The organism is Hymenobacter mucosus (assembly GCF_900188255.1).
Lineage (GTDB): Bacteria > Bacteroidota > Bacteroidia > Cytophagales > Hymenobacteraceae > Hymenobacter > Hymenobacter mucosus.
The window spans coordinates 177,161-192,255 of record NZ_FZNS01000003.1 but is presented as its reverse complement, the minus strand read 5'-3'; the positions used below and the strand labels follow the sequence as shown (position 1 = coordinate 192,255).

At 55.5% G+C, this 15,095-nt stretch carries 11 protein-coding genes; 5 read left to right on the top strand and 6 right to left on the bottom strand.

Annotated features, from left to right (window positions below):
• The first annotated feature begins 150 nt into the window (after positions 1-150).
• Both CHB83_RS08015 and CHB83_RS08010 read left to right on the top strand, forming a co-directional pair.
• Entirely contained in the window at positions 151-828 is a 678-nt protein-coding gene (locus CHB83_RS08015) for a c-type heme family protein (RefSeq protein ID WP_089332243.1), read from the top strand.
• Positions 829-872: 44 nt separating this feature from the next.
• A complete protein-coding gene (locus CHB83_RS08010) occupies positions 873-2,150 on the top strand; it encodes a protoporphyrinogen/coproporphyrinogen oxidase (protein ID WP_143437045.1) in 1,278 nt (425 codons plus the stop codon).
• Between the two features lie 75 nt (positions 2,151-2,225).
• Here CHB83_RS08010 and CHB83_RS08005 read toward each other — a convergent pair whose 3' ends face one another.
• Genes CHB83_RS08005 through CHB83_RS07995 form a run of 3 tightly spaced genes read right to left on the bottom strand, consistent with a single transcriptional unit; the run spans position 2,226 to position 3,794 of the window.
• On the bottom strand, positions 2,226-2,996 hold the full coding sequence (locus CHB83_RS08005; protein WP_045689249.1) for an exodeoxyribonuclease III: 771 nt from the start codon (positions 2,994-2,996) through the stop codon (positions 2,226-2,228).
• Positions 2,997-3,047: 51 nt separating this feature from the next.
• Entirely contained in the window at positions 3,048-3,410 is a 363-nt protein-coding gene (locus CHB83_RS08000; protein ID WP_089332242.1) for a hypothetical protein, read from the bottom strand.
• A gap of 3 nt (positions 3,411-3,413) precedes the next feature.
• A complete protein-coding gene (locus CHB83_RS07995) occupies positions 3,414-3,794 on the bottom strand; it encodes a carboxymuconolactone decarboxylase family protein (RefSeq protein ID WP_045689247.1) in 381 nt (126 codons plus the stop codon).
• Positions 3,795-4,030: 236 nt separating this feature from the next.
• Here CHB83_RS07995 and CHB83_RS07990 point away from each other — a divergent pair, with 236 nt between their 5' ends.
• On the top strand, positions 4,031-4,738 hold the full coding sequence (locus tag CHB83_RS07990; protein WP_089332241.1) for a ComF family protein: 708 nt from the start codon (positions 4,031-4,033) through the stop codon (positions 4,736-4,738).
• 116 nt (positions 4,739-4,854) lie between these two features.
• Here CHB83_RS07990 and CHB83_RS07985 read toward each other — a convergent pair whose 3' ends face one another.
• Positions 4,855-6,105 (bottom strand): SUMF1/EgtB/PvdO family nonheme iron enzyme, encoded by a 1,251-nt coding sequence (locus tag CHB83_RS07985; protein ID WP_045689245.1) that lies wholly within the window; start codon positions 6,103-6,105, stop codon positions 4,855-4,857.
• Positions 6,106-6,173: 68 nt separating this feature from the next.
• Positions 6,174-7,229 (bottom strand): PorP/SprF family type IX secretion system membrane protein, encoded by a 1,056-nt coding sequence (locus CHB83_RS07980; RefSeq protein ID WP_089332240.1) that lies wholly within the window; start codon positions 7,227-7,229, stop codon positions 6,174-6,176.
• A 315-nt stretch (positions 7,230-7,544) separates the two neighbouring features.
• Here CHB83_RS07980 and CHB83_RS07975 point away from each other — a divergent pair, with 315 nt between their 5' ends.
• Together CHB83_RS07975 and CHB83_RS07970 are read left to right on the top strand one after the other, a co-directional pair.
• Positions 7,545-10,634, top strand: a complete 3,090-nt coding sequence (locus CHB83_RS07975) for an AsmA family protein (protein WP_089332239.1) — start codon at positions 7,545-7,547, stop codon at positions 10,632-10,634.
• A gap of 212 nt (positions 10,635-10,846) precedes the next feature.
• The gene (locus CHB83_RS07970) at positions 10,847-11,683 is read left to right on the top strand and encodes a DUF4382 domain-containing protein (protein WP_089332238.1); all 837 of its coding nucleotides are present in this window, start codon (positions 10,847-10,849) and stop codon (positions 11,681-11,683) included.
• 104 nt (positions 11,684-11,787) lie between these two features.
• Here CHB83_RS07970 and CHB83_RS07965 read toward each other — a convergent pair whose 3' ends face one another.
• On the bottom strand, positions 11,788-14,751 hold the full coding sequence (locus CHB83_RS07965) for an Ig-like domain-containing protein (protein WP_179225484.1): 2,964 nt from the start codon (positions 14,749-14,751) through the stop codon (positions 11,788-11,790).
• Between the last annotated feature and the right edge of the window lie 344 nt (positions 14,752-15,095).

Sequence of the window (15,095 nt, the reverse complement as noted above, 5' to 3'; positions counted from 1 at the left end):
CCGGCCAGCCGGAACCGAGTTTAGGCGCTCGTTGCTACTGTGGGTTCTGGCTGGCTGGTAGTGGAGGTGCATGCCCCAAATCATCTGCGGCCTTGTTTGGTTGAATGATGCGGAGTTTGTCCCTTTGCACTATCCCTTCTGCTACCTGCCATGCGTCTTCTTCTTCCCGCCACCTTACTATTGCTAGCCACAACTGCCTGCCGCCCCGATCAGGTTGAGCACTTAAGTAATACCAAGGAACTGGCCGTGGAGGCTGAAAACCAGCAGGTAAAGCGCATTATGCCCGCCGACCTGCTCCGGGCAACTCGCTGGGCGGGCGACTCGCTTACCCGTACCGCCGACCGGGAATTGCGGCAGGTACTGGCGCAGAAACTTGCGGCGGGTGGCGTAGCAGCCGCCCTCCCCTACTGCAACCCCGATTCCCTCCCAACTACCGATTCTCTGGCCCAGGTGCTGCAAGCAAAGCTAACTTGGTACAGTGCGCGCCCGCGCAACCCGGCGCACCGGGCAGCACTAGCGGCCGCCGAGGTAAACTCCGCCGATACCACCCGACGCGTAGCCCGCCCCAGCTCGGAGGTTTTTACCTACCAGCGGGTGGTAGTGCTGCAAGATGCGCTGTGCCTGCGCTGCCACGGGGCACCAGGCCAAGATATTACTCCGGCAGACCTAGCGCTTATCAAACAACGGTATCCGCAGGATCAGGCAACGGGTTACCAACTGGGACAGGGCATGGGCGTGTGGCGCGCCACCCTGCAACGGCCTGGCGTAGCCGAATTTTGGACGATGAAGACCCGCAAGATTATGAAGAAGCGGAAGCCACTGTTTTAAGGCTACCCCTAACCTTCGCGGCGGTTTTGCAGTTTGGGCAGCATATGACGACTACTGCTGAAAAACCCATCGTTATTATTGGCGCCGGCATGGCTGGCTTGGCCTGCGCCTGCTACCTCCACCGGGCTGGCCACCACGTGCTGGTGCTGGAAGCTGCCGACGCGGTAGGCGGCCGGGTGCGCACCGACGTGACGCCTGATGGCTTCCGCCTCGACCGGGGGTTCCAGATTCTGCTAACCAAGTACCCGGAGGTGCAGCACCTCATCGACTACGGGGCGCTGCAATTAAAGGCTTTTGCCTCGGGAGCCGTCATTCGTTTGCCCGATGGCCGCCAGACGACGTTGCAAAATCCCTTACAGAAGCCAACGGCAGCTTTTTCGGCGCTTACCTCGCCCATTGGCACCTTGGAGGATAAACTGCGCATTTTGAGCTTGGTGCGACACGTCAGCAAGTATGCCAGCGGCCAGCTCATCAGCCGCAACTCCACCAATAGCCAGACTACCCTTGAGTTCCTGCGTAGTTATGGCTGGAGCGAGCAGATCATTGATTTGTTTTTCCGGCCCTTCTTCGGAGGAGTGTACCTCGACCGGGAACTCAGCACGGCCGCTAACTTCTTTGAGTTTGTTTTTCAGCAATTTGTGCAGGGCGAGGCGGCCGTTCCAGCCCTGGGAATGCAACAGATTCCCGAGCAGCTAGCCCAGCGCTTACCCGCCGGCTCGGTGCGCCTGAATACGCCCGTAGACTCCGTGCAGGGCACCACCGTTCGGCTCTGGACCGATGAAACCATTGAGGCAACAGCTGTAGTAGTGGCCGTTGATGGAGCCGCCGCGGCCCGGCTGCTACCCGCCTCCGTTTCCGAAGCCAGCGCCCCCGCTTGGCGACATACCACGTGCACCTACTTTGCCGCCGCCCATTCTCCCGGCCGAGCCGACAAGGTGTTACGCCTGAATGCGGCCCACAATGTTTTGGCGCACAACGTCAGCTTCCCCTCCGATGTAGCGCCAGACTACGCGCCTACTGGTCAAACACTCGTTTCAGTGAGTACACAGGGCGAGCATATGCTTAGCGAAGAAGAGCTTACGGCCCGCTTGCGCCAAGAACTTACGGTTTGGTTTGGTCCCGAGGCAGCTACCTGGCGTCATTTGCGCACCTATCCTATCTCACACGCCCTACCCGTATATTCCGCCGGACAGCCAGCTCGCCAAGCACTCAAAGTGGAAGAACACCTATACCGGTGTGGTGACTACACCGCCTATCCTTCCCTGAACGCTGCCATAGCCACGGGGCGTGAGGTAGCCGAAATGATTGGCAGTGCAACGTAACCCAGCAGATAGGCACGCAACAGGCCCACCGCTACGAGTAGCAGTGGGCCTGTTGCGTGCCCGATATCGGTTCAATCAAGAGTTAAATACCAACAGAGCGGGGCAGTGGTCAGAGTGCACAATATCGGGTAGCAAGTGAGCTTCCTGAACGCGGGGCACCAGCTCCGTATCCACTAGTAAATGGTCAAGGCGCCATCCTACGTTGCGGGCGCGGGCACCCGCCCGATAGGTCCACCAGGAATAGTGGCCCGTGGCGTCGCCGTGGTGGTGCCGAAAGCTATCCGTAAAGCCGTCCTGAAGCAAATCGGCAAACCACTTCCGTTCCTCCGGGGTAAAGCCGGTGCTATTTTGGTTGGCCTTAGGGTTATGCAAGTCAATTTCCCGCTGGCAGCAGTTAAAGTCACCCCCAATAACCAAAGGCGGGGCACCGGCAGCTTGCAACTCGCGCACGTAGCGCCGGAAGAAATGCAGCCACGCTACCTTAAAAGCCTGGCGCTCCGGTCCGCTCGTGCCCGAGGGCATGTAGACATTCAGCACCGCGCAATCAGCAAAATCGAGGCGCAGTACACGGCCTTCCGTGTCGTATATACTTTGTCCACAGCCTTCTACCACGGCCAAGGGTTGTTGCTTCGAGAAGGTGGCTACTCCACTATACCCCGGTTTTTGAGCCGGATGCAAGTAGGCATGGTAGCCCAGAGCTGCAAACCCTGACACGTCCAGCGGTTCGCGCCCGGCCTTTATTTCTTGCAGGCAGAGCACATCGGGATCCGCTTCGCGCACCCACTCTAGCAAGCCTTTGCTGAGGGCTGAACGCAGCCCGTTCACGTTGTAAGAAATTATTTTCACTTGCTTTCTTGTGTTGAACTACCTGCTTAAGCCAAAGTGTATTTGAAGCCTTTACCCTTCAGCATCTTCTAAGTCAAAGTATTCCAGCATGTGCCATTTGAGCATGCGTTCCTGCTCTTTCAGGTTGGCGAAGGGCACGGGGCGCACCAGGCGGTAGTGAGGCCACCCATCAGCATCCACCGTTTCCAGCTCGTAATAGCCACTAAGGCTGAACAGCTTGCAGGTAGCAATGTGCATTAAGTCCTGCTTCTGCTCTTTGGTAAACGGACCAGCACCTTGCCCGAGTTCCTGCACGCCAATAAGCAAAAGCAAGGCATTTAGATCGGGCTTTTTGCCGAAACGCTCCCGCATCTGGTTCATTAGCTCCCACCAGCGCTGTTCAAACTGCGCCTCGGTTTCTTCTGGGTTCAACATCCCTTAGGAGCTGTGTTCCGCGTGGGGTGGTGCTGGCAAAGCCGCCTCTTCCTTCAGCGCTTCCCAGTACTCTACGGCCCGGCGGAAATGCGGAATTACAATGCTACCTCCGATGAGGTTGGCAATGGCAAATACCTCATACACTTCCTCGTCGGTCAGCTTTTCCTCGAAGCACTTACCCAAATGGTATTTAATGCAGTCGTCGCAGCGCAGCACCATGGAACAGGCCAAGCCCACAATTTCCTTGGTTTTCACGTTCAGGGCGCCTTCCTGGTACGTGTTGGTGTCGAGGTTGAAGAAACGCTTGATGACCTTATTATCAGCCGCCAAGATTTTTTCGTTCATGCGCTGACGGTAGTCGTTGAATTCGGTTACGAGTGACATGGAGAGGTAAACTGGTTGGAAAAGAAACAATTGACACCCTGAGTGTCAATTATTCCGCCGGCAACTTTCCCTAGTGTATAGGTAGCAGATAGCCTTGGCGGATTCAGGTTAAAACCTTAAAATTAAGGAGAAGTTCTACCCAACCCACTGCGAGGACCTATTTCCGTCAGAAGCATATCCGTAGCGTTATCTATTTCTTTACCTCGTGGGTGCCTACCCACTGTAGTTGTCCCGTTATGCTACCCCTACCAGCAGTCCTAACCGACTTCTTCTCTTTGATCTTCCCGCGGGTGTGTTTGGGTTGCGAAGCGTCGCTGGGGCGGGGAGAGGAACATATCTGCACCGACTGCCGCGCGCAACTACCCTACACCGATTATCACAAGCTGCCCATTGCGGAGAACCCGCTGGCGCAGCGGTTCTGGGGTAAGCTTCCTGTCCGCCATTCGCTTAGCTACTTGCGGTTTCTACGACACGGCCGTGTGCAGCATTTACTACACCAGTTGAAATACCAGGGCCAGCAGGACGTGGGCCGCGTGCTAGGCCGCTGGTACGGCCACGAGCTTCTCGAAGCTGGGTTTGCCTCCGCGTTCGACCTGATTGTGCCGGTGCCCTTGCACCCGCGGAAGCTAGCCAAGCGCGGCTACAACCAGTCAGATAGCTTTGCCGAAGGGTTAGCCACTAGCTTAGGTTGCGCGTGGCACGCAGCTGCACTCCGTCGCACTAGTTATACGGACTCTCAGACGCGCAAAAACCGACTTCAGCGCTGGCAAAACGTAGCGGCTGTTTTTGAAGTGGCCGATACAAGCGGCGTCCTCGGCAAACGCGTTCTAGTAGTAGATGATGTCTTGACTACCGGCGCTACCCTGGAAGCCTGCGCCGCCGCCTTGCTAGCAGCTGGGGCCTTTGAGGTCAGCATAGCCACCATTGCCTCTGCCGATAGATAACCAGACGTTTCACTACAAGGTCTGCCATCCATCAAGGCTTGGCTAGGACCGCCGCCAAAACAAAGAGGCCGCTCTCTCAAGGAGAACGGCCTCTTTGTTTTTCTACACGAACTAGACTATCGGTTCGAGCCAGCGTTGATCATTGCGCAACGGAAACCAATGGTAGCCGTGGCTGAGTCTTCCGCCATGAAGCGGCGCGTACCGGGCGAGAGCCAGTAAGCTACGTCGCGCCAAGAGCCTCCTTTATACACGCGCACGTGGTCGTCGATGAGGGACTGGTAGCCTTTCTTGTCGTAGCGCTCGGAGGGGTCCAAGAAGCCGTTACGACGGAAGGGGTTCAGGTCTTCTACATCTTCAAACGACAGCGGACGGTAGATGTCCTGTACCCATTCATTTACGTTGCCAGCCATGTTGTACAGGCCGTAGTCGTTTGGTGGGTAGGAGTAAATGTACTCCGTAATCATAGCACCGTCGTTCAGTGAGCCAGCAATACCGGCGTAGTCACCGCGGCCGCGCTTGAAGTTAGCGAGGAACTGGCCCATCTTGCCACCGTAGGGGTTACGCACCTGACGACCATCCCAAGGGTAAATGCGCTTGTTTTCCTGGTTCTCGTTGCCAGTTTCCTGGGTACCAACGAGTGCCTGAGCAGCGTATTCCCATTCTGCCTCCGTGGGCAGGCGGTAGTTCGGCAGGGTGTTGCCGTTCTCAATAGCAATTTTGGTTGCACCGCCATCTTCGGAAGTTCCTTCGGCAGCAGCACCTTTATTTTTCTTGCGGCCGAACAGACCACCGCCACCGCTGCTACCACTATCATCGGCGTCACCGGCTAGGCGCTCGTTTACTTTGGCCGTACGCCAGGTGCAATAGTCGTTTGCTTGCAACCAGCTCACGCCTACAACGGGGAAGTAGCGGAAGCCGGGGTAGCGCAGGTAGTAGTCTACGTAGGGGTCGTTGAATGACAACTCGCGGGCCCACACTGTAGTGTCGGGCAGGGCCGACTGATAGAACTCCTCAGCAGAGTCTTTACGCACAAAGTGCAAATACTCGAGCCAGTGAATGTTGGCTACCTCCGCTTCGTCCATGTAGAACGAGGCCAGGGTTACCGTCCGCTCAATGTTGTCGTGGCTCATGGTTACGTCCTCTTCCTGAGAGCCCAGCACTGTGCGGCCACCCTCAATGAAGACCAGACCAGGACCCTCCGGGATGCCTTGGTAGTCAGCTACCTTCATCCCTTCCTCAGTGTTGTACTCAATGCCCGTCGTCGAGCTGTACTTACCGGGTTTCGTGGCTGTGGGCGGGCCGCCTTTGCAGGCTGCTAGCGCGCAGGCGCCTACTACAGCAAAGCGCAGGTACTTGGAAAAATTCATGATGAAGTAGAAACTACCTGTGAGAAAACGTTTTAGACAAGGCAAGTCGGGTGCAATAATACAAATTTTCAAAAGGCGGGGCAAGGAACCAACGGGTAATTTCGGCGCTTTAACCGGCGCCACGCGGCCTCCAGTGCATCAAACTCCCGGAGGCTCAAAGAAATTTCATGCGCCCCTCCTACAGCGGCGCTAAACTGGCTGAGACTCATGTCGTAGCTATAACCGAGCCGAAAACTTCCTACGCTAACACCGGCAATAGCCGTAAGTACTTGTTGGGGGTGGCTAGATCCCGGCAACGGGATGCCCCGGTACACTGCTCCCACTGTGATAGGCGTCGTCGTGAAGTACAACCCAGCCTCCGCCCGCTGCGACCCTCCTTGGTAGGTATAGGAAGCCGTGGGCGCAACACTTACTTCGCGCGACTCTCCCTTAACGCTAGACTTAAGAAAGTAGTATTTATACCCCCCCTGCAAATTCAGACGCATAGGTAAGATGGACTGGGTTATAAAGCCCAGATCGGGCTGGTTGATGTGGTGTACGGAAGCCCCCAGCCAGAAACGCTCAGCATATAGTACCCCCCCAACGCCCGCAGTAAAGTAGTGCACAGGTTGATAGTCGCGCACCTCCAGGCTCTGCGAGCCAACTACGCCGTCGTCGGTGAGCTGGTCGCCGAAGATGAGGTTGCCATAGCTCACGCGTTGCAGGCCATAGCTTACCGATGCACCGCCGCTCAAGGCTAGCTGTTCGGTCAGGCGGGCATGGTAGGCGTAGACCCCGCCCGCTTGCAACCGGGTATAGCCAATGCCGCCCGTGCGGTCATAGTTTATCAGAACACCAACGGCACTCCTAGGATCGCGCAGGCGGTAGTCGGCGGCTAGTTGGCTGGTCTGAAACGTGCCGGCTAGGGTCGGAAACTGGTTGCGGTAACTGAGTGTGATGCTATAATCGTCGAGTAGGCCAGCGTAGGCCGGATTCTGATACATCCGGTTGGCATAAGGCTGCGCAAAGTATAAGTCCTGTGCCTGGGCAGCACTATGCACCCCAAGGCTAGCAAGGGCTCCTAGCGCGAGCCAGCTGCTTGGGCGCGCAAAACGGAATGATGAGTGGGGTAGGCGTAAGCACATAAGCAGGTTTCTTAACGCCCAATGCCGGGACTTTGGTGCAAGGTGGCAGTAGCAGACGGAACTAAAAGCAGCAAATTTTTCCTCCTACATCTGAACAGTTTGTTTTCCATAAGCGCCGCTCCTACCATTGTTGGGAGTATTTGCCCAGCAAGGTAGGTTTCCGTTCTACTTTTGCGAGCATCCTGGCAACGTGTTTGCCCTGCCAAGTAGCTGCTTTACACGAGTATCCTAGCCGCTACCTGCGCCCGGCACCGGGGCAGCACCCTGGCACGAGCCGCCGACTCATCACGCTCCTTTTCTTTTCTCCTCACAATTATGCGTAAGATTCTCATTGGGCTACTGATTTTCGTGGTCGTGGTGGTAGTGGCTCTGGCCGCGGCGCCCTTCCTATTTAAGGATAAAATCAGGCAGGAGTTTGATAAGCAACTGGCCCAGCGCGTGCGGGCCAAGGTGGAGTACGACCCCGGCAACGTGGACGTGACACTGCTTAGCACCTTCCCTAACTTGTCGCTTCGCCTGGATCAGCTGCGCATCATCGGCCAAGATTCCTTTTCCCGCGACACCTTGGCCTACCTTCCCCGGCTTGATGTGGGCCTGGACTTGATGAGCGTAATCAGCGGCGACCAAATCAAGATTAAGAACGTCACCCTTGAGCAGCCCGACTTAAGCCTGCGGGTACTGAAAAGCGGACGCGCCAACTGGGACGTGTTCGTGTCTGATTCGGCGGCAGCAGCCCAGGGGCAGGATACCACGGCGGTGAGCTTGGCTATCAAAGGCTGGCAGATAAACCAGGGACGCCTGCGCTACGAGGACCTCACCATTCCCTTTGCCATGCAGATGCGCGGCGTGAACCACACGGGCTCCGGCGATTTTGAGCAGAACGTGTTTGACATGGTAAGCCAAACCACCGCCGAGCAGCTTTCCATGCAGTACGCCGGCACGGAGTACATCACAAAGAAGAAGCTGGACGCCGACGTAACCCTTGCCATGGACCTGGGCAAGATGCTGTTTACGTTCAAAGACAACAAGGTGAGGCTGAACGATTTTCCAGCCACCTTTCAAGGCACCATTGGTCTGCCCAACGCTACCGACATTACGTACGACCTGACCTTCAAAGCACTAGAAACCGATTTCAAGAACATTCTGAGCTTGGTGCCTGGCGCCTACACCGAGCAGTTCAAGGACATGGAAGCCACGGGTAAAGTAGCCTTTGACGGCTACTTCAAAGGCGTGCAAAACGAGGTGAAGATGCCCGGCTACGGCGTGAACTTGCAAGTGAAAAATGGCATGTTTCACTACCCTCAATTACCACAGGCGGCCCGCAACATCAACGTGGACATGGCCGTGGACAACCCCTCGGGCTTCACCAACAACTTGAAAGTGAACGTGAAGCAATTTCACCTCGACCTGGGCAGCAACCCTATTGATGGCAACGTAGCCATTGATGGCCTGGAGCCCATGAAAGTAGATGGCCGCGTGAAAGCCAACGTGGACTTGGCCGAAATGATGAAAGTGTACCCGGTGCAAGACCTATTGCTCCGCGGCAAGCTGTTTGTGGACGGCACCGCTAAGGGCACCTACTCTAGCACGCAGATGCCCGTGGTGCAAGCCAAAATGAACCTCACCAACGGCTACGTAAAGTCGAAGCAGTTTCCGGCGCCCATTGAAAACCTGACGCTGAATGGTACCGTCACCAACCCCACGGGCCAGCTCAATGATACTCGCGTAGACATCCCCCGGTTTCGGATGCTGCTGGACGGCGAGCCACTGGAGGGCCGCGTGGCTACCCAAGGCGTAGACAAGCTGCGCTTCGACACCGACGTGAAGGGCGTGGTAGACTTAACAAAGCTCACCAAAATCTTCCCGCTGGAAGGTATGACGGTAACGGGCCGCCTCAGCGGTAATGTGGCCGCCAAAGGAAACATGGCCGATATTGAAGCCGGCCGCTACCAGACCGTGGTGGCCTCGGGCACGGTGAAAGCGCAAAATGTCACCTACAAAAGCCCCGATCTGCCTCAGGGCATGAAGGTGGCCCAGGCCACTGCTACCTTCAACAATGATAAGATAGTAGTGCAGAACATGGCCGGTTTTGTGGGCTCCTCCGATATTGCTGCCTCGGGCACCATCAGCAACTACATGGGCTACCTGTTCGTGCCGGGTCAACCTTTGCGGGGCAACCTCACGGTGAACAGCAACCGCTTTAATGTGAACGAGTGGATGGTAGATGAGGTGTCGCAGAAGCCCACGGCCGGTGCCGTAGCGGCTACCAAGGCGCCCACCACCACTACCAAGGCCGACGGAGTGCTACAGATTCCTAAGGAGTTCGACCTGGTGCTGAACACCCACGTCAAGCAGGTAGTGTACGACAACCTCAAGCTCGACAACATGCAGGGCACCGTGACCGTGCGCGACCAAACGGCGTTGCTAAACGACCTCACCTTCAACACCCTGGGCGGCACCTTTGCTACTACTGGCAGCTATAGCAGCAAAGACTTGGCGCACCCCAAGTTCAACTTGGGCCTGAACATCAAGAACCTCAACTTCCAGAACGCCTTTGCGGCCTTTAACTCCGTGAAGACGCTAGTACCACTGGCAAGCAGCCTAGAAGGTATCTTCTCTACTAATTTTAACGTGAGCGGAGAAATGGGTCCTGATATGATGCCCAAGTACAGCACCCTCACTGGCAAGGGCCTGTTTGAGGTAGTGCGGGCGGCTGTGGCCAACTCAGCAGTGCTTACCAAGATTAGCACGCTCACGCAGTTTCAGGAGCTGAAGAAGTTCGCCGTAGATAACAAGGATGTAGCCGCCGAAATCATCAACGGCAACTTCATTGTGAAGCCGTTTGATTTGAATGTGGGCCAGATTAAAATGACGGTGGGTGGCTCTAATAACGTGAGCACCGGCAACCTGGAGTACGTGACGGCCTTGAACGTGCCCACTGGCAAGCTTGGCAACCAGCTTAACAGCCAGTTGACCCGCCTCACGGGTGTTTCCAATCTGCAAGGTACCGACCGCGTAACGCTGGGGCTGAACATCGGTGGCACGGTAGCTAACCCGCAAGTGAAGCTGACTACTGGCAGCGTAAAAGCGCAGGCCAAAGATCTAGTAAGCAACATTGTACAGGCCAAAGTAGACGACGCCAAGCTTAAGTTACAGGCCCAAGCCAAGGTAGCGCAGGATAGCGTGCAGCGGGAGTTGCAGCGTAAGCAGCAAGAGTTCCAAGCTAAAGCCCAGCAGGAGTTGGAGAAAAAGCGCATGGAAGCAGAAGCCCGCCTACGCGAAAAAGCAGCACAAGGACTCAACAGTCTGTTGGGTGGGGGCCGCAAGAAAGCAGTTACTGCTCCCAAGGTAGAAGAAGCGCCCACCGAAACCCCCAAAGCAGATACCACCAAAGCAGGCAACTAACTTAGGCATACTTCAAGATTTGCAACCCAATAAGAGGCCCCTGCTTCACTAGGAAGCAGGGGCCTCTTATTGGGTTGTACTGTATATAACAAAATCAAGTATATTACATTTTACAAATACAAATAACTCAGCAACTGGCCTACTTATTGCGTTATGGCCAATGCTGACGCTTCAGGTATTGCGCTGCATTCCCCTCCCACTCACTCCCTTTTATGAAGTTTTTACGCTACCTCCCCCTAGCTGCCCTAGCCGTCATGACGGCCTCTTGCAGCAAAGACAACGACGCCAACCAGCAAAGCAAGCTGGAAGTACGCCTCATGGACGCCCCCGGCGACTATAGTCGCGTGGTGCTTGATGTGCGCCAGATTGAAGTGCACCTGCAAGATGCTAGCAGCCCCGATGGCTGGCAGTTGCTCCCCTTCCAAGCCCAAACCATCAACGTACTGGAATACGTGAATGGCAAATCGGCCTTGCTGGTGAGCACCGACTTTGAGCCCGGCGACATCAGGGAGATTCGCCTGCTACTGGGTCCTGACAGCTACCTAATCGGGCGCGATGGTCAGCGCTACGACCTGAAAACGCCAAGTGGTCAGTCGTCTGGGGTGAAGCTCAAGCTAGACAACGTGTCGTTGCAGGAGCGCGAGACGTACCAGCTGCTACTCGACTTTGACGTAGCCCGTTCCATTGTAGAGCGCGGCAACTGGAAGCCTGGCAACGACAAAAAGGAGCGGTACCTACTCAAGCCGGTTATCCGGGTAGTAGCGCAGGACTTACGGGGTGGTCTGCGGGGCACGGCTACTCCTGCTGCGGCCATGCCCCAAGTCCTGGCCATCCGCTCATCCATCACCGTTCCTGATACCTTCAGCACGGCGGCCGATGCTTCGGGCAGCTTCCAGCTTAGTAATCTTCCCTCGGGCACGTACCGCGTAGAGCTGTTCCCTACTACCACTGCACCCACTGGGCAGGCAGCCTACCGCAGCGTAGTACAGCCCAACGTTACGGTGACCAATGATAAGGTAACGGAGCTAGGTTCTATTCGCCTACAGTAAAACGCTGGCTTCACCTGGATGCGGCCCGCTTAGTACCTTTTCACCAAAGGAAAAGCCCTTGCCAAAATTGGCAAGGGCTTTTTCTTTGGTAGCGCAACGCGAGCTTAGTGCTTTACTAGGCGCTGCACATACTTCAGCTTGCCTTGGCGAGCTACTACGGTGTAAATGCCGGCAGGCCAGTTGTGCACGGCCAGAGGCTCTACCTCACCGGCCGCGTACGAGGCACTGTGTACTGTGCGGCCAGTAGCATCTACCACCACCACGTGGTATGTACCCGCGGGGAGGGCTCGCAAATCCAGGCCCGCTTTGGTGGTAGCGGGATTAGGCACGATGGCGAAGGAAACGTTTTCCTGCATAGCACTGAAGTGTACAGTTTGCACGCGGCTGTACACGGAGCTACCGTCGGTATCTACTTGCTTGAGGCGGTAGTAGGCAGTCGAATATCCTTGGTAGGCAGCGCGTGCATCCGTAAACTGGTAAGAGCTGCCCGCCGTGGAAGCTTGGCGGCTGCGCACCTTGCCTACACTTGTAAACGCAGTACCGGTAAAGCTCCTCTCTACCTCGAAGTAGTCGTGGTCAATTTCCTGAGCGGTGCGCCACGTCAGGCGCGTATTGCCATCTGCTGCCGCGGCCTCGAAGCTAACCAAATTAACAGGTAAGGGCCCACCCAACGGAATGCTGTAGGTAGCCGGGGCCGAAACGCCACCCAGGTTATCAGTAGCCGTGTACCGGAACGTGAGGGTGCCCGTTGCTGATGGCTCTGGATCGAAGGTTAGCTCATTTACTTGCTCTGGAAGCAGGGTTTGACCAGTGGTAATATCCACGCCATTGAGGCGGAGGACCCCGGCGGCTTTTGCGGGTAAGGACGTCACTGTAAACGACGTAATAGTACCGTCGCTATCCGTAGCTGCTAGGGGCGTGATGGCCGTGGCGCCAGCCGTATTTCGCATGGGCGTAGTGGTCCGGTTTTGCGCTACGGGCATCTCGTTACCAATCTGCACCGTGTAGGTTGCCGTATTCGACGTGTTGCCTTGGTTGTCAGTAGCGTAGTACTGGAAGTTCACGTTACCAGCCATCTTGCCCGATGGATCATACGCAATCGTATTGGCTTGAGTCGCCGGAATGGTTAGAGGCACACCAGTGGTCAAGGCCGTACCGTTCACGTAGAGCGTACCAGCCGTAGCATTAGGCACCGATGTGATGGTGTAGGAAGTAATCTGACCATCGGAGTCGGTAGCCTGCAGGGCGCTGATGGCCGTGGTAGCAGCCGTGTTCGATACGGAAGCAGAGGTTATGTTTTGGGCCAGCGGTGCCGTGTTGCCAACTGGGATGGTGTAAACAGCCGTGTTACTTACTGAACCAGTATTATCAGTGGCGTAGAAGGTAAACGTTGTGTTGCCGTTAACGCTAGTGGGCGCGAAGCTTAACTGGTCGTTTTGCTCGGGAGTCAGTTTTTGTCCTTCTGTGGCCGCTGCACCATTCACAAACAGCGTACCGGTAGAAGAAGAGGGCAGCGTTACAATGGTGAAGGATGCAATCTGGCCGTCGGAGTCGGCAGCATCCATGGCGGCAATAGTCGTGCGGCTAGCATTGCTGGCAATAGCCGTTGTAGCGGTGGGGTTGGCTACTGGTATAGCGTTGCAGGTACCAAAGTACAACTCGTCGATGCCCACGTCGTTGCCGTTGGCATCCAGCGTCAGGTTGCGAATTTCAAACGTTGCCGTCGTGTTGTCGCCTGAGTACCACACGTCCGTAAACTTCACCCAGCTGTCGGGGTTTTCGGGTACGGAAATCGTGCTCGATGTAGATGCCCCATTAATCACGAAGCCTACTACTGGATCTGGAATATTGGAAGTAGTCGGGATTAAGTTGTTGAAGTGAGCCGAGAACGTGTAGTAGCGGTTGGGCTGTACCCGGAAGGTTTGGGAGTAGAGCGTCCGGATGGCCGAGGTGGCATTAATCATCAGGAAATTATCGCCAGCTCCAGTAAGGCCGTTGCCTCGGAAGTTGCCGTGATACTGACTAGCATCACTTCCCACGGCATACGTATTTTCCGGGTTTAGTTCGGTTGTAGAATTCGGGTCGTTGGCCTTATAGGTGTAGTTGGTATTAAACCCAACGTTGCCATCAGTAAAGCTTGGGTTCACTAGCAGGTTGGGACCAGTGGCGGCGATACACTGCACGGCTGGGTCATACACATTCAGGTATACCGTAGCCTCATCACACTGGGCAGTACCGGTAGTAGGTTTATCACAGGCACGGTACACAAAGCTGTCGGTACCAGTGAAGGGAGAATTCGGCACGTACGTGTACGATCCATTAGGATTGAGGGTAAGCTTACCGTTCTTAACATCTGTGACCAGGGTTACATCGAATCCTGTGTTCCGGGGGTCCGCATCGTTGAGAATCACGTTACCCTTCGCCTCAATACCCTTTTCTACTTCATTGCTGTCATCATAGGCCGCCGTGACGCCTACTACCGTGACGCGAATGGTGGCTTGGTCGGAGGTTACTCCCAGGTTGTCGCGCACTGTATAGTTAATGATGCTGGTGCCCACGTAGTTATTCGCCGGCGTAAACGTCACGATACCCTGCGGGGAAACTCTAAAGGTGCCCTGCCCCGCCACCACTCGCTCTGTTTGGATGTCGTCCTGGTCTGGGTTCAGGTCTACCGTACTGGCATTAATGCTACCATCCCTATCAGTATCATTACTCAACACGTTCAGGCTGGCAACGGTATTATACGCAGTAGTAGCCACGTCACTGGTCACCTGCGGCGGTACGTTTGCCACCGGAATCGTGTACGTAGCCGTGTTTGATTCTAGACCGTCGTTGTTGGTAGCAGTGTAAGTAAAGGTGAAGTTGCCTGAAGCAGTCCCAGAAGGGTCAAATTTCAGCTGCCCAGCCTCCTCAGGGGTAAACGTACGCGCCGCCGTAACAGCAGTAGTATTTAAATAGAGCGTACCGCCACCAGGCACGCTTTTCAGCGAGTACTGAGTAATTGTGTTGCCCGTAGCTGCCGTGGCAGTTAAAGCAGTGATACTAGTGGAACCCGCGCTGCTAGGCATGGCAGCCGTCTGAATATCGGTAGCCGTAGGAGGCGTGCTTACCGTAATTACGAAAGTCGCTTCTTCAGTTGAGTATCGAACAGACCCACCACCATTAACATCTCTGGCTCTAATTTTAAATATAACAGTACCTACGCCATTTGGAGAAAAGTCCAGTTGTGGAGCAGGAGAAGCGGCCACAATCATACTGCCAGCATAAGGACTATTTGAACTGCTAGTAATAGTGCCCAGTGCATTAGAGTTACCTCTCAAATATAACTGTCCAATTGCGTTATTAGGGGTATAGGAAGTGATGATATAGCTTGGACTCCTATTGCTAGTTATAGCTGGTAATGTAATTCCAG